The sequence below is a fragment of the Williamsia sp. M5A3_1d genome (genome assembly GCF_053345315.1).
In genome coordinates this window covers 1,454,960-1,475,705 of record NZ_JBKEZX010000001.1, presented here as the reverse complement: position 1 = coordinate 1,475,705, position 20,746 = coordinate 1,454,960, and the positions used below count along the sequence as shown (strand labels likewise).

Annotated in this window: 20 protein-coding genes; 13 read left to right on the top strand and 7 right to left on the bottom strand. The window is 68.1% G+C overall.

Features of this window, described 5'->3' with window-relative positions; translation table 11 throughout:
* Positions 1 to 15 precede the first annotated feature (15 nt).
* Genes sdhC through ACLBW1_RS06890 form a run of 4 tightly spaced genes read left to right on the top strand, consistent with a single transcriptional unit; the run spans position 16 to position 3,500 of the window.
* On the top strand, positions 16 to 420 hold the full coding sequence (gene sdhC / locus ACLBW1_RS06905; protein ID WP_447810897.1) for a succinate dehydrogenase, cytochrome b556 subunit: 405 nt from the start codon (positions 16 to 18) through the stop codon (positions 418 to 420).
* Between the two features lie 15 nt (positions 421 to 435).
* On the top strand, positions 436 to 888 hold the full coding sequence (locus ACLBW1_RS06900; protein ID WP_434215780.1) for a succinate dehydrogenase hydrophobic membrane anchor subunit: 453 nt from the start codon (positions 436 to 438) through the stop codon (positions 886 to 888).
* A 48-nt stretch (positions 889 to 936) separates the two neighbouring features.
* A complete protein-coding gene (sdhA, locus tag ACLBW1_RS06895; protein WP_447810896.1) occupies positions 937 to 2,691 on the top strand; it encodes a succinate dehydrogenase flavoprotein subunit in 1,755 nt (584 codons plus the stop codon).
* Positions 2,691 to 3,500: a succinate dehydrogenase iron-sulfur subunit gene (locus tag ACLBW1_RS06890; RefSeq protein WP_447810895.1), complete on the top strand. Its 810-nt coding sequence runs from the start codon at positions 2,691 to 2,693 to the stop codon at positions 3,498 to 3,500. Before sdhA ends, ACLBW1_RS06890 begins: the two co-directional genes overlap by 1 nt.
* A gap of 93 nt (positions 3,501 to 3,593) precedes the next feature.
* Here the strand turns inward: ACLBW1_RS06890 and ACLBW1_RS06885 are convergent, their stop codons facing one another.
* Complete coding sequence (locus ACLBW1_RS06885) at positions 3,594 to 4,580, bottom strand: YihY/virulence factor BrkB family protein (RefSeq protein WP_447810894.1); 987 nt, start codon at positions 4,578 to 4,580, stop codon at positions 3,594 to 3,596.
* A gap of 111 nt (positions 4,581 to 4,691) precedes the next feature.
* Between ACLBW1_RS06885 and ACLBW1_RS06880 the strand changes: the two genes are divergently transcribed.
* On the top strand, positions 4,692 to 5,954 hold the full coding sequence (locus ACLBW1_RS06880) for a glycoside hydrolase family 27 protein (RefSeq protein ID WP_447810893.1): 1,263 nt from the start codon (positions 4,692 to 4,694) through the stop codon (positions 5,952 to 5,954).
* A gap of 30 nt (positions 5,955 to 5,984) precedes the next feature.
* Here the strand turns inward: ACLBW1_RS06880 and ACLBW1_RS06875 are convergent, their stop codons facing one another.
* Positions 5,985 to 6,911: an HpcH/HpaI aldolase/citrate lyase family protein gene (locus ACLBW1_RS06875; RefSeq protein ID WP_447810892.1), complete on the bottom strand. Its 927-nt coding sequence runs from the start codon at positions 6,909 to 6,911 to the stop codon at positions 5,985 to 5,987.
* A 146-nt stretch (positions 6,912 to 7,057) separates the two neighbouring features.
* On the opposite strand from ACLBW1_RS06875, the gene ACLBW1_RS06870 reads away from it, so the two are divergent.
* Entirely contained in the window at positions 7,058 to 7,510 is a 453-nt protein-coding gene (locus ACLBW1_RS06870) for an acyl-CoA thioesterase (protein ID WP_447811178.1), read from the top strand.
* Entirely contained in the window at positions 7,507 to 8,622 is a 1,116-nt protein-coding gene (locus ACLBW1_RS06865) for an alcohol dehydrogenase catalytic domain-containing protein (protein WP_447810891.1), read from the top strand. Before ACLBW1_RS06870 ends, ACLBW1_RS06865 begins: the two co-directional genes overlap by 4 nt.
* Here ACLBW1_RS06865 and ACLBW1_RS06860 read toward each other — a convergent pair.
* Complete coding sequence (locus ACLBW1_RS06860) at positions 8,601 to 9,260, bottom strand: DedA family protein (protein WP_447810890.1); 660 nt, start codon at positions 9,258 to 9,260, stop codon at positions 8,601 to 8,603. The two genes, ACLBW1_RS06865 and ACLBW1_RS06860, sit on opposite strands and share 22 nt — an antisense overlap.
* A gap of 146 nt (positions 9,261 to 9,406) precedes the next feature.
* Between ACLBW1_RS06860 and ACLBW1_RS06855 the strand changes: the two genes are divergently transcribed.
* Both ACLBW1_RS06855 and ACLBW1_RS06850 read left to right on the top strand, forming a co-directional pair.
* Positions 9,407 to 10,921 carry an APC family permease gene (locus ACLBW1_RS06855; protein ID WP_447810889.1) on the top strand — a complete coding sequence of 505 codons (1,515 nt, stop codon included), beginning with the start codon at positions 9,407 to 9,409 and terminating at the stop codon, positions 10,919 to 10,921.
* On the top strand, positions 10,911 to 11,819 hold the full coding sequence (locus tag ACLBW1_RS06850; RefSeq protein WP_447810887.1) for a universal stress protein: 909 nt from the start codon (positions 10,911 to 10,913) through the stop codon (positions 11,817 to 11,819). The genes ACLBW1_RS06855 and ACLBW1_RS06850 overlap by 11 nt, the downstream gene beginning before the upstream one ends.
* A gap of 25 nt (positions 11,820 to 11,844) precedes the next feature.
* Here the strand turns inward: ACLBW1_RS06850 and ACLBW1_RS06845 are convergent, their stop codons facing one another.
* From ACLBW1_RS06845 to ACLBW1_RS06835, 3 genes are all read right to left on the bottom strand, one after another.
* The gene (locus ACLBW1_RS06845) at positions 11,845 to 12,309 is read right to left on the bottom strand and encodes an SRPBCC family protein (RefSeq protein WP_447810885.1); all 465 of its coding nucleotides are present in this window, start codon (positions 12,307 to 12,309) and stop codon (positions 11,845 to 11,847) included.
* A gap of 99 nt (positions 12,310 to 12,408) precedes the next feature.
* A complete protein-coding gene (locus ACLBW1_RS06840) occupies positions 12,409 to 13,785 on the bottom strand; it encodes an NAD(P)/FAD-dependent oxidoreductase (protein ID WP_447811176.1) in 1,377 nt (458 codons plus the stop codon).
* A 44-nt stretch (positions 13,786 to 13,829) separates the two neighbouring features.
* Positions 13,830 to 15,320, bottom strand: a complete 1,491-nt coding sequence (locus ACLBW1_RS06835; protein WP_447810883.1) for a gamma-aminobutyraldehyde dehydrogenase — start codon at positions 15,318 to 15,320, stop codon at positions 13,830 to 13,832.
* 110 nt (positions 15,321 to 15,430) lie between these two features.
* Between ACLBW1_RS06835 and ACLBW1_RS06830 the strand changes: the two genes are divergently transcribed.
* From ACLBW1_RS06830 to ACLBW1_RS06815, 4 genes are all read left to right on the top strand, one after another.
* Complete coding sequence (locus tag ACLBW1_RS06830) at positions 15,431 to 15,883, top strand: Lrp/AsnC family transcriptional regulator (RefSeq protein WP_447810882.1); 453 nt, start codon at positions 15,431 to 15,433, stop codon at positions 15,881 to 15,883.
* Positions 15,880 to 17,277 carry an aspartate aminotransferase family protein gene (locus ACLBW1_RS06825; RefSeq protein ID WP_447810881.1) on the top strand — a complete coding sequence of 466 codons (1,398 nt, stop codon included), beginning with the start codon at positions 15,880 to 15,882 and terminating at the stop codon, positions 17,275 to 17,277. Before ACLBW1_RS06830 ends, ACLBW1_RS06825 begins: the two co-directional genes overlap by 4 nt.
* 262 nt (positions 17,278 to 17,539) lie before the next feature.
* Positions 17,540 to 18,337 (top strand): alpha/beta fold hydrolase, encoded by a 798-nt coding sequence (locus ACLBW1_RS06820; RefSeq protein WP_447810879.1) that lies wholly within the window; start codon positions 17,540 to 17,542, stop codon positions 18,335 to 18,337.
* Between the two features lie 26 nt (positions 18,338 to 18,363).
* Positions 18,364 to 19,683, top strand: a complete 1,320-nt coding sequence (locus tag ACLBW1_RS06815) for a serine hydrolase (protein WP_447810877.1) — start codon at positions 18,364 to 18,366, stop codon at positions 19,681 to 19,683.
* A gap of 4 nt (positions 19,684 to 19,687) precedes the next feature.
* On the opposite strand, the gene yhjD is transcribed toward ACLBW1_RS06815, so the two are convergent.
* On the bottom strand, positions 19,688 to 20,737 hold the full coding sequence (gene yhjD, locus ACLBW1_RS06810) for an inner membrane protein YhjD (protein ID WP_447810875.1): 1,050 nt from the start codon (positions 20,735 to 20,737) through the stop codon (positions 19,688 to 19,690).
* Positions 20,738 to 20,746: the final 9 nt, after the last annotated feature.

Below are 20,746 nucleotides of genomic sequence, written 5' to 3'. Positions count from 1 at the left end.
GTTGGAGGCCGTTCAATGAGTACTCAGACCGAGGTAGCGCCGGACCCGATCCGCCGCCGCTCCCTGTACCGAGGCGATCCTGGCATGTGGTCCTGGGTCCTGCACCGCATCACCGGCGTCTCGATCTTCTTCTTCCTCTTCGTCCATGTCCTGGACACCGCGATGATCCGGGTCAACCCGGACACGTACACGCAGATCATCGACACCTACAAGTCGCCGATCATCGGCCTCATGGAGATCGGGCTCGTCGCCTGCGTGCTCTACCACGCGCTCAACGGCGTGCGGATCATCCTGGTCGACTTCTGGTCGAAGGGTCCGCGCTACCAGCGTCAGATGCTCTGGACGATCCTCGGCATCTTCTTCGTCGTCTTCGCCGCCGCCGCCGTCCGGCTGCTCGCGATCCTGATCGATCACGCATAGGAGGGGAGGACACCGATGACCACCTCAGAAGCACCCAAGCTCGCCAAGACGGTCGGTACCGCTCACGACCGCCCCGCCAGCCTCGACAACCCGCGTTCGCCGCGGCGCCCGAAGAGCGGCAACTTCGAGAAGAACGCATGGCTGTTCATGCGCTTCTCGGGTATCGCGCTGATCTTCCTCACGCTCGGTCACATGACGATCATGTTGACGCTCGACAGCGGCGTCCACCGCATCGACGCCTCGTTCGTCGCGCAGCGGTGGAGCCAGCCGTTCTGGCAGATCTGGGACCTCAGCATGCTGTGGCTCGCCCAGCTGCACGGCGGCAACGGCGTGCGCACCGTGATCGCCGACTACTCGCGTAAGGACTCCACCCGCTTCTGGCTGAACGTGGTCCTCGCGCTGTCGATGATCCTGACCGTCGGACTCGGCACCTACGCGATCCTGACCTTCGACGCGAGCTCGGTCTAGCAGCCCGCTCTCCACCCACCAGCCATCGGTCCCAGAGGGGAACACATCATGCAGGAACATCGCTACGACGTCCTGATCGTCGGCGCAGGTGGCGCGGGTATGCGCGCAGCCATCGAGGCCGGACCGCGCGCGCGGACCGCCGTGCTCACCAAGCTCTACCCCACCCGTAGCCATACCGGCGCGGCTCAGGGCGGCATGTGTGCCGCGCTGGCCAACGTCGAGGAGGACAACTGGGAGTGGCACACGTTCGACACCGTCAAGGGCGGCGACTACATCGCCGACCAGGACGCGGTGGAGATCATGTGCAAGGAGGCGATCGACGCCGTCCTCGATCTCGAGAAGATGGGGCTGCCGTTCAACCGCACCCCCGAGGGCAAGATCGACCAGCGCCGCTTCGGTGGGCACACCCGTGACCACGGCAAGAGCCCGGTCCGTCGGTCCTGCTACGCCGCCGACCGCACCGGCCACATGATCCTGCAGACGCTGTACCAGAACTGCGTCAAGAACGATGTCGAGTTCTTCAACGAGTTCTACGCACTCGACCTGTGCCTGTCGGAGAACGAGGCCGGCGAGCAGGTCGCCACCGGCGTCGTCGCCTACGAGCTGGCCACCGGAGAGATCCACGTCTTCCACGCGAAGTCGGTCATCCTCGCCACCGGCGGTTCCGGCCGCATGTACAAGACGACGTCGAACGCCCACACCCTCACCGGTGACGGCATGGGCATCGTCTTCCGCAAGGGCCTGCCGCTGGAGGACATGGAGTTCCACCAGTTCCACCCGACAGGCCTCGCGGGTCTGGGCATCCTCATCTCCGAGGCCGTCCGCGGTGAGGGCGGCATCCTCCGCAACGCCGACGGCGAGCGGTTCATGGAGCGCTACGCCCCCACCATCAAGGACCTCGCGCCCCGCGACATCGTCGCGCGGTCGATGGTCCTCGAGGTCCTCGAGGGCCGCGGTGCCGGACCGAACAAGGACTACGTCTACATCGACGTGACCCATCTCGGTGCCGAGGTGCTCGAGGAGAAGCTCCCCGACATCACCGAGTTCGCCCGTACCTACCTCGGTGTCGACCCGGTCACCGAATACGTGCCGGTGTTCCCGACGTGTCACTACGCGATGGGCGGCATCCCGACCAACATCCGCGGCGAGGTCCTCTCCGACCCCGACACCGTGGTGAAGGGTCTCTACGCCGCCGGTGAGTGTGCGTGCGTGTCGGTGCACGGCGCCAACCGCCTGGGCACCAACTCGCTGCTCGACATCAACGTGTTCGGACGCCGCGCGGGCATCTACGCCTCGGAGTACGCCGAGAACGCCGAGTTCGTCGCGCTGCCGGAGAACCCCACCTCGATGGTCGACAACTGGCTCGAGCTGGTGCTGTCCGAGCACGGTCACGAGCGTGTCGCCGACATCCGCACCGAGCTGCAGGCGTCGATGGACGCCAACGCATCGGTGTTCCGCACCGAGGAGACGCTGAAGCAGGCGATGACCGACATCCACGGTCTCAAGGAGCGGTACAACCACATCCGGGTGCACGACAAGGGCACCCGCTACAACAGTGACCTGCTCGAGGCCATCGAGCTCGGTTTCCTGCTGGAGATGGCCGAGGTCACCGTCGTCGGTGCGCTCAACCGCAAGGAGTCGCGCGGCGGTCACGCCCGCGAGGACTACCCCGATCGCGACGACACCAACTACATGCGCCACACGATGGCCTACAAGAAGGGCACCGAGCTGCTCTCCGACATCGAGCTGGGCTGGAAGCCCGTGGTGCAGACCCGCTACGAACCGATGGAGCGCAAGTACTGATGACCATCGCACCCGAGGTCTCGAAGACCCCCGCGTCCGACGATCCGCCGTTGCCACCTGTCCCCGACGAGGCGACGATGGTGACCTTGAAGATCGCCCGCTTCGATCCGGAGAACCCGGATGCGCACGGCTGGGAGAGCTTTCGCGTGCCGGCACTGCCGACCGACCGCATGCTCAACCTGCTGCTGTACGTGAAGGGCTACCTCGACGGGACGCTGACGTTCCGTCGGAGCTGCGCCCACGGTGTCTGCGGCAGCGACGCGATGCGGATCAACGGCGTGAACCGGTTGGCCTGCAAGCTCCTGATGAAGGACATGCTGCCGACAGACTCCGACGGCGCCTTCAAGGAGGGCAAAGAGGTCACCATCACCGTCGAGCCGATCCGTGGCCTGCCGGTCGAGAAGGACCTCATCGTCGACATGGAGCCGTTCTTCGACGCCTACCGCGCCGTGAAGCCGTTCCTGATGACCAGCGGCAACGAGCCCACCCGTGAACGGATCCAGAGCCAGACCGATCGCGCCCGGTTCGACGACACCACCAAGTGCATCCTGTGTGCGTGCTGCACCACGAGCTGCCCGGTGTTCTGGAACGAGGGCAGCTACTTCGGTCCCGCCGCCATCGTCAATGCACACCGGTTCATCTTCGACAGCCGCGACGAGGGCGCCGCCGAGCGTCTCGACATCCTCAACGACGTCGACGGCGTGTGGCGTTGCCGCACCACCTTCAACTGCACCGACGCATGCCCCCGCGGCATCCAGGTCACCCAGGCGATCCAGGAAGTCAAGCGCGCGCTGATGTTCTCGCGCTAGACCTCTCGACGCTCACGAGATCCCGGCGACCGATCAGGTCGACCGGGATCTCGTGTCTCCGGCGTCGGTTCGACGCGTCGACCGTTCCCGACGTCACGCCGAATCGCCGTCATCGGTCTCGGTTCTCGTCCGCTTGTCGAACGTGACGTCGATCTGCTCGAAACCCTTGGCGCGCTGCGCCTTGGCCTGGTTGGTGTAGGCGCGGCGATCACCGCGGGTGAGCACGACGTCGTCGGTGAACGGGGTCAGCAGGGCGCGCGGGTAGAGCCGATCGACGCGCACGCTGTTGATCTCGGCGGTGAACACCACCGAGATCGCGGTGAGGTAGAGAAAGGCCATGAGGCCCAGCACCACCGCGAAGACACTGTTGGTGGCGCTGGCGTTGCGGACCACCCGCTCCACGTAATAGGCGCCGAACGTCTGCAGGAGCTGCCACACCACCGCCATCACCGTCGCACCCGGGAGCACCTGCCGCATCGTCAGGTCGCGCGAGGTCCCGATGCGGTACCCGTAGGCGAACACCACCGCGTTGATGACCACGGCCGCGACCATGGAGACCGCGGTCCACACCGACCCGAGCGAGTCGAAGATGTTGCCCAGCAACGACAACGTCGTGGTGCCGGCCAGAGCGACGACCAACACCAGCAGCAGGCGCACACTGCGGACGCGGGCCAGGAACGGGTTGGGGCGACTGTTGCGCGGCACCGCCCACACCGTGTTCATGGCGTTCTGCGTGGCCTGCCCGATACCCGACGCACCGTAGAGGGCGCCGATCACACCGATGATCACGCCGGTCGAACCGCCGCCGAGACGGCGTGGCTCACCGAGCTGGTCACCGATGATGGGGAACTCACCCAGCGCCGAGTTGAGCAGCCGCTCCTGGAGCCCCGGATCCCCCGCGAGGACGAAACCGAGGATGGTCGTCGAGAGCAGCAGCAACGGGAACAGCGACAGAAAGGCGTAGTACGTGACCAGTGCCGCCAGATAGCCGCCCTGATCGTCGACGAACTTGTAGATGACCGCGAAGACGAAACCCACACCGCGGTTTCGGCGCTGCAGGGCGTCGAGCCGTTTGAACACGCACACCCCTCGTCTACGTCGCCCCGTCCGCGGTGGACATGATCACGCTATAAGAGGCCGCACAGTCGCACCGCAGTCGGTTGCCAGGTCGGCTTCCTACACTCGCAGGCGATGACCACCCACCGCACTCGTCGCGCCGTCTCGGCGTTCGCGGTGACGGCGACCTTGCTGTCCGGGTGCGCGGCCGCACTCCCCCACGACCTCGGCGGCACGGCTCCCGCCATCGCGGGCGTCGCGGCCACACCTCCGATGGGCTGGAACAGCTGGAACACCTTCGGGTGTGACATCGACGAGGCGACGATCCGCGCTCAGGCCGATGCTCTGGTGTCGTCAGGACTCGCCGCCGCGGGCTACCGCTACGTCGTCGTCGACGACTGCTGGTACAACCCGACGCGCGACGCACAGGGCCGGTTGACGGCGTCGTCGGCGCGGTTCCCGTCGGGTATGGCCGCCCTCGGGGCCTATCTGCACGCGCGCGGACTCCGGTTCGGGATCTACGCCGGCGCGACCGATCGCACCTGCGCGCAGTTGTCGGGAACGTATCCCGGCGCCACGGGCAGCCGCGGCCACGAGTCGACCGACGCCGCGACGTTCGCGTCGTGGGGCGTCGACTACGTGAAGTACGACTGGTGTTCGCCGGAATCCGATACGAACGATCAGCGCGACGCCTTCGTGGCCATGCGCGACGCGATCCGCGCAACCGGACGGCCGATGGTCTACAGCATCAACCCCAACAGCGGGATCGTGCTGCCCACCGACGCCGACGCGACCTCGGTGCCCGGAGCGGCCCACGACTGGGGTGGTGTCGCGACGATGACACGACTCACCAACGACATCAGCGCGCAGTGGCGCAGCGGCAACGGACCGAACGGGTATCAGGGGGTCCTCGACATCGCCGGGGTGTCGGCGAGCGCGTCGGCCGATGTGCGTGCCGGCCGGTGGCTCGACCTCGACATGCTCGAGATCGGTGTGGGCACCGAACTCACCGCAGCACAGCAACGTTCGCATCTCGCCCTGTGGTCCATGGCGGGGTCGCCCTTGATCGCCGGCAACGACATGACCCGGATGGACACGCGAACCCGGGCGCTGTTGGCCACGTCGGGGATCCTGGCCATCGATCAGGACGCCGGTGCACCCGCACGAGCGGTGTCGGCCGACGGCTGGACGCGACGACGACAGATGGCCGACGGCTCGGTGGTCGTCTCCGTCACCAACCCCTCGCCGGTCGCGCACACCGTCACGATCGACCGGGCCGGCCTCGACGCGCACGGAGCCGCCACCGACGTGTGGACGGGCCGGCGCCTCGCCGACGCGAACGCGCCGATCGTCGTCACCGTCGCGGCCGGGGACACCGCGGTGATCGACATCGGCTGACCGGTCGGGATTGCCTACCGCGCGGACGTCTCAGTAGTGGTAGGTGTCCGAGGGCGCGGGAGCGTGATCGGGGTCGTCGTACTCGGCGTGCACCTCGATGCCGTACGACCGCGCGAGGTCGATGATCTTGGTCGCACGGGCGATACGCGGCAGATCCGAACCGTTGCGGATCTCGCCGCCGTCGCGCTCGAACTCGCTGAAGAACTCACGCGCCCAAGCGATCTCCTCCTGCGACGGCGACAGTCCCTCGTTGACCGACGCGCACTGATCGGGGCTCAGACAGATCTTCCCGGTCATCCCGAACTCGCGGCTGACGGCGGTGGCCTCGCTGAGCTTCAATGCCGACGATCCAACGGTGGGGCCGTCGATGGCGCTCGGCAGGTGCGCCGCCTTCGCCGCGATCGTGAAACGCGAACGCGCGTAGGCGAGTGTCGCCGGTTGCTCGCCGAACCCGGTGTCGCGGCGAAAATCACCGATGCCGAAAGCGAGGCGGAACGTGCCCTTCGCCGAGGCGATCTCACCGATCCGTTCGAGACCGCGGGCCGTCTCGACCAACGCGACGATCGGGATGCCCGGCAGCTTCTTGGCGGTCTCGGTGACGTGGTCGACCGACTCGACCATCGCGAGCATCACCCCGCCGAGGTTGTCACCCACACCGTGCAGCGCCGCGAGATCGGCCTCCCACCACTGGGTGCCGAACCCGTTGACCCGCACCCAGTCGCGGTTGCCGGCCTCGAGCCACGCCACGACGTTGTCGCGTGCGGCGACCTTGTCCTTCGGGGCGACGGCGTCCTCGATGTCGAGCACGACGATGTCGGCGCGCGAGTGCGACGCGGCCTGGAATCGGTCGGCGGCGATGCCGTTGACCAGCAGCCAACTACGGGCGAGGACGGGGTCGATCCGGGAACCGATATCCTCGGGCTCGAGATCGGTGGCGGGTGTCGGTGGCGGATTCATCACCGCACATGGTCCCATCACCGGTGACGGCGTGGAAATCGACCCCGATCACCCCGGGGTCGCCGACCCGGTCGGACAGCGAGGAGGCGCCGAACGTGACGAGCGACGACCGACCCGGACTCGAGCACTTCCCGGTGGCACGACCGATGACGACGCGGTGGGCCGACAACGACATGTACGGCCACCTCAACAACGCCGTCTACTACCAACTCTTCGACACCGCGATCAACGCCTGGATCATCGAGTCGACGGGCGTGGACCCGACGGCGTCGAGCGCCCAGGGTGTGGTCGTGGAATCGGGATGTCGGTATTTCGCGTCGGTGGCGTTCCCGGAACCGGTCACCGTCACCATCGCGGTGTCGCGCCTGGGCTCGTCGAGCGTGACCTACGACCTGGGACTGTTCGCCGGGCCGACCGACACCGACGGTGCCGCGCCGACGATCGCCGCCCGCGGCCGCTGGGTCCACGTCTACGTCGACACCACCAGCCGGCGACCGGTGCCCATCCCCGACGACATCCGCGCACTGCTGTCCACCGCAGACATCAGTGCACGCACAACCGCACCCGACAGCGACGCACGAGACGAGGACGACCGATGAAGATCGACGCAGCGGTTCTGGTGGAGTCGGGCCGATCGCGGCCCTACACCGACTCGACCCCGATGGTCGTCCGCGAACTCGATCTCGACGAGCCCGGTCCCGGCGAGATCGGTGTGCGCATCGAGGCGGCCGGCGTCTGCCACTCGGATCTGTCGGTCGTCGACGGCAACCGCCTGCGTCCGCTGCCGATGGCGCTGGGCCACGAGGCGGCGGGCATCGTGGAATCGCTCGGTGAGGGTGTCGACGACGTCGCGATCGGCGACCGCGTGGTGATGGCGTTCCTGCCACGCTGCGGCGGATGCGCGGAATGCGCGACCGACGGTCGACTGCCGTGCGGCCCCGGCTCTGCGGCGAACAACGCGGGCACCCTCCTCGAGGGCGACCGACGGCTGCACGACCCGGACGACCCCGCGGCCACGGTGCACCACCACCTCGGTGTGTCCGGATTCGCCACGCACGCAGTGGTCGACCGTCGATCCGCCGTCGTCGTCGGGGCCGACGTCCCCGCCGAGATCGCGGCGGTCCTCGGGTGCGCGGTGTTGACCGGCGGTGGCGCGGTGATCAACGCGGGCAGACCCGAGCCCGGGCAGTCGGTGATGGTGGTCGGACTCGGCGGCGTCGGCATGGCCGCGGTGTTGACCGCGCTGTCACTCGAGACCGGCGACGTGATCGCCGTCGACTCCCTTCCCGAGAAGCTCGCCGCCGCGACCGAGGCCGGTGCGGCCGCGGTCTACTCCCCCGCCGAGGTCGCCGAGCGGGGCATCACCGCGCCGATCGTCATCGAGGCGGCGGGCAACGCGAAGGCGTTCGAGACGGCGGTCGCGGCGACTGCGCCCGGCGGGATCACCGTCACCGTGGGCCTGCCGTCGCCCGACGCGCGGTCGTCGATCGCGCCCCTCGGACTCGTCGCCGGCGCGCGCACCATCGTCGGCAGCTACCTCGGTTCGGCGGTTCCGGCCCGTGACATCCCGGTGTACGAGCAACTGTGGCGCGAAGGCCGGCTACCGGTGGAGAAATTGATCTCGTCGCGAATCCGCCTGAGCGACATCAACTCGGCGATGGATGCGCTCGCCGACGGGACCGCGATCCGTCAGGTCATACTCTTCGACTGATCGGTCGGCTGCACACCCGACCGCGCGGCGCGGCGAGCCCGCACCCGATGCCGGACGTACAGCGCGGCCGCCGCGACGACGAACAGCGCGATGAAGATGTACGAGGTGTACCCGAGGTCTTTCTCGACCGTCTTGTAGGACTTGCCTGCGATGTACCCGAGCGAGCCGACCACGCAGGCCCAGATGGTCCCGCCGATGGCGTTGGCGATCACAAAGGTCCGCAGCCGGACCTCACTCATCCCCGCCAACCCCGGGATCAGCGCCCGCAGTGCCGCGATCCACCGACCGAACAGGACGGCGATCGCACCGCGCTTGCGCAACGCCTCCCGACCGCGCTCCACGTGCTCGGGTTTCACGAGTCGTTCGGGCAGCTTTGCGAGCAGGGTGGCGCCCCACCGGCGACCCACCTCGAAACCGATGAAGTCACCGATGATCGCGCCGGCGGTGGCGGCGACGAGGACTTCCCAGAGCTCGAGCCGGCCACCGTTGGCGATGACACCGGCGATGAGGACCGCGATCTCCCCGGGCACCACCACCCCGACGAAGACCGACGCCTCGAGGGCGGGGAACAGGAAGGCCATGCCCAACGCGACCCACGGGGGGAGGTCGAGCAGCCATTCGACGAGTGCATCGATCACCCATAGACAGTAGCCGCGCCGGATTCGACCGGACGGAATCGTTGCTCATCGTTCGTGAGACGACTGAATCAGTCGTTGTGTTACCGCACAGAAAACTATTCCGTCGTTGTCGCGCGTGATCACGACCGAAACCGTACTGTGCCCCCATGGCAGTATCGAAGCCGTCGCCCATGCTCCCGGCCCCCGCGTCCGACAAGGGCCTGCGCGCCGGTTCGCTGGGGCTCGTCGGCAATGTCGTCATCGGACTGTCCGCCGTGGCGCCGGCGTACAGCCTCGCCGCGACCCTGGGCTACGTGGTCGCCGAGGTCGGCACGAAGGCTCCGGCCATGTTCGTGCTCGCCTTCATCCCGATGCTGCTCATCGCCTTCGCCTACCGGGAACTCGGCGAGGACACACCCGACTGTGGCACCACCTTCACCTGGGCCACGAAGGCCTTCGGCCCGTGGATCGGGTGGATGGGTGGCTGGGGTCTGGCGGTGTCGGCGATCATCGTGTTGGCCAACGTCGCCGAGATCGCCGCGATCTACCTCTTCAAGTTCCTGGGCCTCGAATCGCTGGCCGACAACCTTCTCGTGAAGGTAGGCGTCGGCTGCTTCTTCATCATCGCGATGACCTGGGTCAGCATCCGCGGGATCCTCATCAGCGAGCGGATGCAGAACATCTTGATCGCGGTGCAGTTCGGCGTGCTGATCGTGGCCAGCGTCATCGCGCTGGTCAAGGTCGGCTTCGACAAGGCCGGCCCGCAGGCGATCTCACCGAGCTGGGACTGGCTGTGGCCGAGCGGGGTGACCTCCTCACAGCTGGCGGCCGCGATCATCCTGTGCATCTTCATCTACTGGGGCTGGGACGCCTGTCTCGCCGTGGGCGAGGAGACGAAGGACTCGACGAAGACCCCCGGCCGCGCGGCCGTCCTGACGACGTTGATCCTGGTGTGCACCTACGTGTTGGTCGCCTACGCCGTGCAGTCGTTCGCCGGCTTCGGCGAGACGGGCATCGGCCTCAACAATCCCGACAACGCCGACGACGTCCTCACCATCCTCGGCGATCCCGTTGCGGGAGTGGTCATGTCGTCACTGCTGCTCCTGACGGTGTCGATCTCGGCGTTGTCGTCGACACAGTCGACGATCCTGCCCACCGCGCGCGGCACGCTGTCGATGGCGGTCTACCAGGCGCTCCCCCGACGCTTCGCGCGCATCCACCCGAAGTACATGACACCGGCGTTTGGCACCGCGGTCATGGGTGGCGCCGCCCTGTTCTTCTACCTGGTGCTCGCCCTGGCCAGCGAGGACACACTCGGCGACTCGGTGTCGTCGTTGGGGCTGGCGGTCGCCTTCTACTACGGCATCACCGCCTACGCCTGCGTCTGGTACTTCCGACGGACCCTGTTCACCTCGCTGCGGAACTTCCTGATGCGGGGGCTCCTCCCGCTGCTCGGCGCACTCGCCATGACGTGGGCGTTCGTGCAGAGCTCCATCGACATGATCAAGCCCGACTACGGGTCGACATCGTTCGGCGGGATCGGCGGGGTGTTCATCCTGGGCGTCGGGATGCTGGTTCTCGGTATCCCGTTGATGTTGCTGTGCGTCGCGGGTGGCCGCGAATTCTTCAGCGGACGCTCCCTCAACGCCGGCACCGAGGTGAAGGTCCCCGATGTCTACTGACGCAACGCACTCCGTCGACACCACGGCGACGACATGCATCACCGTCGGCTATCTGGCCACCGCGTCGGGCGACGACGGTGTCGCACTGGCCGTCGCCCTCGCGCGCGCCATCGGCGCCCGGATCGACCTCGTGTGCGTGGTGCGGTCGGAGGAGCCCGACGGCACACCGGGTCGCGCCGCCTACCAGGACATGTTGATCCGACGCGCCCGCGAATGGGTGGCGGCGGGGGCCGAACTCGTCCCCGACGACGTCGAGGTGGAGATCCACACACCGGTCGCGGAGTCGTTCACCGAGGGGTTGATCGACTTCGCGGACGCCTCCGGCGCGCGGATGATCGTGGTCGGCGGGACACGCGACGGTCTGTTGGGCAGGCACACCCTCGGCTCCATCAGCACCGAGCTCGTGCACTGGTCTCCACTGCCGGTGGCCCTGGCACCCCGCGGATACGCCGAGCGGGACGAGGTCACCCTCGACTCCATCACCGTCGCGGTACCGACGACGAGTCGCAGCGACAACCCACTCCCGTTCGCGCTCTCCCTGGCCGAGGAGGCGGGCCTGTCGATGCGGCTGGTGTCGCTGGTGTCTCTCGACGACGCCGGCGATCTGGACTCCGAGACCTCGGTGGAGACCCGTGCCCGCCACATCGCGGCAGCCACCGACATCCTCGACGAGGCCACACGGCGCGCACCGTCGACCCTCGCGGTGGAGTCGGTGGTCGCCGACGGCGACACCCTCTCCGACGCCCTCGACGGATTGCGCTGGGGTGAGGGCGATGTCGTCGCGGTCGGCTCGGCACGGCTGGGTCCGCCCAGCCGCGCGTTCCTCGGCTCGACGGCGTCGCGGATCCTTCGGGACACCACCGCGCCGATGATCGTGGTGCCGAAGGCCGCCGACTGACTCCCTGCGCCCCGGGCCGCGGCGACTATCCGGTGGTCGCGGCGGCCAGGCGGCCGAGGCTCTCCTCGAGCTCACCCTCGCTGACGAGGGGGAAGCCGATCTGCTCGAGGAGCTTCTTGTCGGTCACCTTCGACCAGTCGTAGGTGAGTCGAACGAGGGTGGAGTCGGGGCCCTGGGATTCGAGCTCCCACAGCCACTCCCACCCGGGTGGCTCGTTGCCGGCGGGCGCGGTCTTCCACGCGATCAGCTTGTCCTTGGCGAAGCCGCTGACATGGTTGTCGGTCTTGTATTCGCCACCCATGTGCGGACCATCCATGTTCATGGTGAACACGTCGCCCACGGCGCTGATCCGTTCGCCGTTCTCGTCGCCGCGAACGAAACCCGAGCCGTCGAGTTCGACGTGGCGCTTGGGGTTGGAGAGGATGTCGAAGACGTCCTTCGCGGATGCGTCGATGAGACGCTCCACGGTGGTACTGGTCTGATCGGTCATGAGTGGATCCTCCGGTCGAGAAACGAGATACCCCGTCAAACGTACGCGAGCCGTGTTCTGCGCCGGGGCGATCAGCTGTCGAAACCGATCGCGGAGCGATCAACTGTCGAAACCCAGTCCGATCCTGTCCATAGTGCGTAGCCAGATCCCGCGGCGGCCCTGCGAGCGATCGGCGCGGGCGAACTGCCGGCGGGTGATCGTGATCCCGATCCAGCGCAACGGCTCGGGCGGGAACGGGATGGGTCGGGTGCGCACCATGGTCAGGCGGGTGCGTTCGGTGTCGAGCCCGTCGACGAGGTCGAGCGCGGTGCGCGCACCGAAATGCGATGCGCCGACGCCCAATCCGGTGAATCCCAGCACCGACACCACGCGTCCGCGGATGCTGGTGTGCCAGTAGGCGCAGAACCGTGAGCTGGTGTCGATGGCACCGCCCCAGGCATGGGTGATCGCGATCCCCTCGAGGTGCGGGAACATCTGGACGAGGTGTTCGGCCAGGATGGCGAATTCGTGGTCGTCGGTGCTGTGGCGGTCGTCGCGATCGGATCCGTACCGGTAGACGGCATCCCATCCGCCGAAGAGGATCCGGTTGTCGGTGGTGAGTCGGAAGTAGTGGAAGCGGTTGCCGCCGTCGGCCAATCCCTCTCGCCCGCCCCACCCGATCGACGCGAGTTGGGCGTCGGTGAGCGGCGCGGTCATCAGTACGTAATCCCACACCGGGACCGTCTCCCACCGGTCCCACCGCCGCAGGGGCCGGGCGGCGGCTGTGGCCACGATGACCTTGTTCGCCGTCACCGATCCCCGAGGCGATTCCGCGTGGACGCCTCGACCACGCCGACGCAGACCGGTGATCTCGGTGTTCTCGCAGATCACCACTCCGAGGCGTTCCGCGGCGGCGGCGAGCCCCCACGCGAGTCGGGCCGGGTCGAGCATGATGACGGCCGGGTCGTGAGCAGCGGCGGCCACCATCGGCGATCGCACCTTGGCCCGGGCGTCCTCGGTGTCGTGGAAGGTGGTGGCGCGTCCCAGCGCGACGGCCTCGTCGACCCCGGCACGCACCGAGTCGACCTGCCAGTCGAAGTTGGCGATGTCGAGTTCGCCGGTCCGTTCGAGGTCGGCCTCGATCCCGAGGCGGTGCACCGCCTTCTCGATCTCGTCGAGTGTCTCGTCGCCCATGCGCAGCAGCGTCGGCAGCTCCTCGGCGAAGCGCGACATGCCGTTGGACAGCCCGTGGGTGATGCTGGCCGAACAGAACCCGCCGTTGCGCCCCGACGCCTGCTCGGCCACCCGGTCGCGGTCGACGAGGATCACCTGTCGATCGGGGTCGGCTTCGATGGCCTGTACCGCGGCCCACAGTCCGGTGAACCCGGCGCCGATGACGAGCAGGTCGCACCGACGGTCCCCGCGCAGCGCGGGACGCGCCTCGGGGCGTTCGGGACGGTCGAGCCAGAACGGTCGGCGTACGGCGTCGGCGATCATCCGACGGCCGCGCTCGGTCGGTTCCTCGACCCAGGCGGGTACGGTCACGCTTCCTCCGTCGACGCGAATATCGTCCGGTGCCAGGGTTTGCGGGCCACCCCGGTGATGTCACTCATCACGTGCTTGATCGAGAGGTACTCATCGAGGGAGTAGGCCGACATGTCTTTGCCGAATCCCGATGCGCCGACACCGCCGTGCGGCATCTCGCTCACGATGGGGATGTGGTCGTTGATCCACACGCATCCCGCGCGGATGTCCCGCGCGGCGCGCTGCGCGCGGTAGACGTCGCGTGTCCAGGCCGAGGCCGCGAGGCCGTAGTCGGTGTCGTTGGCGCGTCGGATGCCGTCGTCGTCGTCGTCGAAGGCACTGACGGTCAGCACCGGACCGAACACCTCGTCGCGGTACACCTCGGCGTCCTCACCGACATCGGCGAGCAGGGTCGGCGGGTAGTAGGCGCCCGGACCGGACGGCAGGATTCCTCCGGTGACCACACGGATGCCCGACGATGCTGCGCGCGAGACCATCCCGGCCACCTTGTCGCGGTGTGCGCGCGAGACGAGGGGACCCATGTCGGTGGCGGGGTCGGTGGGGTCACCCATGCGCACCTGCGACATCAACGCACCGACGCCGCTCACGAAGTCGTCGTACAGGGGCCGGGCGACGATGGCGCGGGTGGCCGCGGTGCAGTCCTGTCCGGAGTTGATGAGCGCCCCGGCGACCGCCCCATGGACGGCGGCGGTGAGGTCGGCGTCGTCGAACACGAGGAACGGCGCCTTACCGCCGAGCTCGAGCTGCACACGCGTGCCCCGCGCGGCCGCGGCGGCCATCACGCGCCGTCCGACACCGGTCGAGCCGGTGAAGGTGACCACGTCCACCCCGCGGTGGCCGGCGAGCGCCTCGCCCACCTCGGCCCCGTTCCCGGTGAGGACGTTCAACACCCCGTCGGGCACGCCGGCCTCGGTGGCCAGGCGCGCGAGGGACAGGGTGGTGAGCGGTGTGAGTTCGGCCGGTTTGAGGACGACGGTGCATCCGGCGGCCAACGCAGGCATCACCTTCCAGACCGCCATGCCCAGCGGGTAGTTCCACGGCGTGATGGACGCGACGACGCCGACGGCCTCGCGACGTATCGAGGACGTGTGGTCGCCGGAGTACTCCGCGGCCGCCTTTCCCTCGAGCGCGCGGGCGAGACCGGCGAAGAAATGGGTGTTGTCGACCGCGCCCGGCAGGTCGAACTCGGCGGCCAGGCGGATCGTTTTCCCGGTCTGCGCGACCTCCTGTGCCGCCAGGGCATCGGATTCGCGCTCGAGGATGTCGGCGAGATCGCGCAGCACCGCACTGCGTTGTGCCGGGGTGGCGCCCGACCACCCGGGGAGGGCGGCACGGGCCACCGCGACGGCGGTGTCGACATCGGCGGCGGTCGCCAGCGCCATCTGCGCGACGGGCAGGTCGGTCGCCGGGTCGACGATCGTGTGCAGGGGGCCGGCGGCGACGAAGTCCCGCCCGGACATCCATCCGGCGGGAAGAGTTGACGGCATGGGCATCATGGTAGGCGATTGACGACGGAATCCGCCATCAAACGGACTCTCGAGCCACCGGATCAGCGATTTTTGTTGCGTGAATCTGCGGAATCCGTCACGATGGCGCGGTGGCCAAAGACCTCGATCACATCTCCAGGCAGATCATCGAAGCGTTGCAGACCGACGGACGCCGCTCGTACGCCTCGGTGGGCAAGTCGATCGGACTGTCGGAGGCAGCGGTTCGCAACCGTGTCCAGAAGCTCAGCGACAGTGGCGTTCTGCAGATCGTCGCGGTGACCGACCCGTTGCAGGTGGGGTTCGCCCGCCAGGCCATGATCGGGATCCGCTGCACAGGTGACTCGGTGGCACTGGCGAACAACCTCGCCGAGATTCCCGAGATCGACTACGTCGTCCTCACCGCAGGCAGCTTCGACATCATGATCGAGGTGGTCTGCGAGGACGACGACGGCCTGCTCGAACTGCTGAACCAGAAGGTGCGCACCCAACCCGGGGTGACCGCGACCGAGACGCTCGTCTACCTGAAACTCGTCAAACAGCAATACAACTGGGGTACCCGATGACAACGACACCACTTCCCGTCGGTTCCGACTCCGATGCGGCCGGAACCGACCTCGGCGTCCGGAGCGCCCGACACCTCTGGGGCCACTTCGCCCGCCACGGCGAACACATCACTCCCCCGGTGATCACCCGCGGCGAGGGACACCGCATCTTCGACGACCGGGGACGCAGCTACATCGACGGCCTGTCGGGTCTGTTCGTCGTGCAGGTGGGCCACGGACGCGAGGAGCTCGCGCGAGCCGCCGCGAATCAGGCGCAGACACTGGGGTTCTTCCCGCTCTGGTCCTACGCGACGCCGCCGGCGATCGAGCTCGCCGAACGGCTCGCCCACCACGCCCCCGGTGACCTCAACCGCGTCTTCTTCACCACCGGCGGCGGCGAGGCGGTCGAGAGCGCGTGGAAGTTGGCGAAGAAGTACTTCAAGCTCACAGGCAAGCCGTACAAGCACAAGGTGATCTCCCGCGCCGTCGCGTACCACGGCACCCCGCAGGGAGCCCTGGCCATCACCGGCATCCCGGCGATGAAGCAGGACTTCGAGCCGCTGACCCCCGGCGCGTTCCGCGTGCCCAACACCAACTTCTACCGCGCCACCGAACACGCCGACGACCCGAAGGCGTTCGGGCGCTGGGCCGCCGACCGTATCGCCGAGGCCATCGAGTTCGAGGGCCCCGACACCGTCGCGGCGGTATTCCTCGAGCCCGTGCAGAACGCGGGCGGCTGCTTCCCGCCGCCGCCGGGCTACTTCGAGCGGGTACGGGAGATCTGCGACGAGTACGACGTGTTGCTGGTGTCCGACGAGGTCATCTGCGCCTTCGGCCGCATCGGCTCGATGTTCGCGTGCGACGACTTCGGCTACGTGCCCGACATCATCACGTGCGCCAAGGGCATGACCTCGGGGTACTCGCCCATCGGCGCGATGATCGCCAGCGACCGCCTCTTCGAGCCCTTCGACGACGGCGTCACCTCCTTCGCCCACGGCTACACCTTCGGCGGGCATCCCGTCTCGGCGGCAGTGGCCCTGGCCAACCTCGACATCTTCGAGCGCGAAGGGATCACCGACAACGTGAAGAACAACGCCGGTGCGTTCCGCTCGACCCTCGAGCGGTTGAAGGACCTGCCGATCGTCGGTGACGTCCGCGGTGAGGGGTACTTCTACGGGATCGAACTGGTGAAGGACCAGGCGACGAAAGAGACGTTCACCGCCGACGAGTCCGAGCGCGTGCTGCGCGGATTCCTGTCGCACGCATTGTTCGAGGCCGGGTTGTACTGCCGCGCCGACGACCGCGGCGATCCCGTGGTGCAGTTGGCACCGCCGCTCATCTGCGGACAGCGCGAATTCGACGAGATCGAGTCGATCCTGCGCAGCGTCCTCACCGAGGCCTACAGCAAAATCTGAGCGGTTCACCGGGAAGATCCGACCGGCCCCCGACACACAGCGGGCCGCCCACCCCGATCGGGGGTGGACGGCCACGCGGAGGACGGACCCGCCATTGCGCCTCTCGGCAGAAGGCCGCTCGTGGCGGCTGATGGGGTGGTACCCGGGGCAGTGAATCGGGCCCGTCGGGTGATGTAACGCCATCCCCATCGCAGATTGTTCCCGAGCCCGAAAAGGGTTCCCGACATCCGTACAGTTTCGGTCTAGGCCTAAGGTCTGCCCCGTGACCGACCTCCGAATCCCGCGCGACGGTGCTGATCTCGCCGTCGACACCCCGACGGGGACGCGACCGATCGCCGTCTACGCCCACGGCCTGTCCTCCAGCCGACAGTTCGACGACGAGAGCGGCATCTTTGACTGGACACCCGTCGACGGCGACGACCGCAACCTCGTGCGTTTCGACGCCCGCGGTCACGGCGCATCGACCGGGCGGGCGGTCCCGACCGACTACGTCTGGAGCAACCTCGCCGACGACCTCCTGGCCGTCATCGACACGGTGTCCCCCGAGGAGCCGGTCGACGCGATCGGCGCCTCGATGGGGTCGGCGACCATCCTCTGGGCCGTCCTCCGGGCCCCCCACCGCTTCCGACGGCTCGTACTGTCGCTCACCCCGACCGCCTGGGAGACCCGCGCCGGACACTCGACGGGCTATCTCGACACCGCCACCCTCATCGAGACACAGGGCCTCGACGCCCTCTTCGCGATGGTCTCGGCGATGCCGCCGCCACCGATCATCACCGCGGGTGGATGGTCGACCGAACCACGCCCACCCGCCGTCGACCCCTCACTCCTCCCCTCGGTGCTCCGGGGCGCGGCGCAGTCCGATATGCCCGACGTCGACAGCGTCACGGGCATCACGCACCCCACGCTGCTGCTGCCCTGGGACACCGACGCCGGACACCCGGTCAGCACCGCGCAACGGCTGGCCGAACTGCTGCCGGACGCGACGCTCGAGATCGCCACCGAACCCGACCACGTCCGCCGGTGGGGCGCACGCGCCGCGGAGTTCCTCGGGGCCTGACGCTCGTCGGGGTACTTTCGACCTCGATGTCAGTCCTCTCACGATCGTCCCGATTCCTCGCCGCGTCGGTGTCGGCCGTCGCCCTGGTGGTCGTGTGCGGCACGTTCGGCGCCCCGGCCTCGGCCGACCCCGTGGTCCCGACGCCGACCGCGGGCGCGCCGAGCACACCCAACACCGAGAACTGCCCGTACCGCACGTCGCCGGCTGCGGCCGTCGACTCCTCGGAGGTACCGCCCTCGGGCCAGGTGCCTCCGGCCGCGCTGCCGGTGCCGGACCCTCCCGTCGGCGGCGGGGAGCTCGGCGCATGCGGGGTCGTCACCGCGGGTGACGCCGCATCGATACCCCGCGGGATCACCTCGGCCGGCTGGCTGGTCGCCGACGCCGGCAACGGCGCCGTACTCGCCGCGAAGGACCCGCACGGTCGATACCGCCCGGCGAGCACCATCAAGACTCTGCTGGCGCTGGTCGCCCTCGACGAACTCGATCTCGACACCACCGTGACCGGCACCCGTGCCGACTACAGCATGGAGGGCGATTCGGCCGGCATCGGACCCGACGGCCGCTACACCGTGCGCCAACTGCTCCAGGGGCTGCTGATGGTCTCGGGCAACGACTGCGCGAATGCCCTGGCCCGCGAACTCGGCGGCTACGAGGTCGCGGTCGGGAAGATGAACGAGATGGCGCACCGGCTCGGAGCCGAGGACACCCGCGCGGCGTCGCCCTCGGGACTCGACGCCCCCGGCATGAGCACCTCCCCCTACGACCTCGCACTGATCTTCCGGGCGGCGCTGAAGAACTCGACGTTCCGCGACCTCATCTCGCATGTGAACGCGCCGTTCCCGGGTTACCCGCCACTCGCCGACGTGCCGAACGACAAACCGCATCCGGGCTACATGATGCAGACCCAGAACCGACTGCTCCTCGACGGCTATCCCGGCATCATCGGCGGGAAGACGGGCTACACCGACGACGCGCGGAAGACCTTCGTCGGCGCGGTCGAGCGGTCCGGTCGCACCCTGATCGTGGTGCAGATGTACGGCCTCAACGAGGTCGATGACTCCTACTGGGATCAGGCGAAGGGACTCCTCGACCACGGGTTCGGCATTTCGAATGGCCAGTCGGTCGGACGGCTCGTCGACGAGAGCACCTCCGATGCGACATCGGACCCCTCGACGGGCCGGTCGTCGTCGGGAGACGGCCACAGCGGCGCCGTCGCCTACCCCTCGTCCGATGACGGCCCGGGCGGCTCGCCGTGGACCGACCGACTGCTGTTCGGCGGCATCGGGCTCGTGGTGATCGTAGGACTGGTCTACACGGCGATGAAGGTCAATCGCCGGTCACGCTGAACCGTCATCGACGGCGTCGTCGCGCGCGCAGTCGCTCGTATCCGACCGCGGCCACCGCACCCGTGAGCGCCGTCGCCGCGAGCGACACCACCGACGGCTCGGGACGGACCGCGACGACGGGTGCGATCGTCACCGGATCGGGGACCTCGGCGGTCTGGTACTGGGCGTTCACCGGATCGGTCGCGGCCCACGCGGTCGCGAAAAGGATGATGCGCGTAGTGAAGAACGCGAACACCATGATCCCGATGATGGGCCCGAAGGTGGCTCCGGCCGGACCGCTGGTGACGCTCTTCAGGTAGAAGGTCGCGATGAACTTGAAGATCTCGAAGATCACCGCGGTGAGCAGTCCGGCCTTCACGGCGTTGCGGTACGGAAGTGCGATCCTCGGCAGCCGGGCGATGACCCAGGTGAACAGCAGGGTCGAGGCGAGCAACGACACCACGATCGACAGCGCACGCACGACGAGGAACACACCGGGCACGTGATCGAGCCCGACGAACTCGAGGATCGTCGTCGTCAGTCCGCTGCCCGCGATCGCCGACAGTCCGAACGACACCACCAGTGCGACGAACAGTCCCAGCAGCGCACCGAGGTCGCCGATCTTGGTCTTGACGAAGGTCGACGCGGGTGGCTCGGCTCCCCACTGCATGGTCAGCGCGTTGCGCAGGTTGGCCATCCACCCCAGACCCGAGTACAGCGCGAGCACGAGCCCGATGACGCCGATCGACGCCCGGGAGCTGATCGCCTGATCCATGAGGTCCTGCAGCTGGTTGCCCATGTCGCCCTGCACCGAGTCGGCGATCTTGGTCTTCGCGTCGTCGAGGAGCCCGGGACTGGCGGCGAAGACGAATCCCGCTGCGGCGAAACCGATCATGAGGAGCGGGAACAGCGCCAGGATGCTGAAGTAGGTCGCGCCGGCGGCGAAGAAGTCGCCCTTGGAGTCCTGGTAGCGACCACCCGCCCGCACCAGATGGTTGAGCCAGGGGTACCGCGCCCGCAACTGTTCGAGGCGCGACGGTCCCTTCTCGGTCGGTGTCTCGTCGGTGTCGGCCATGGTCACTCC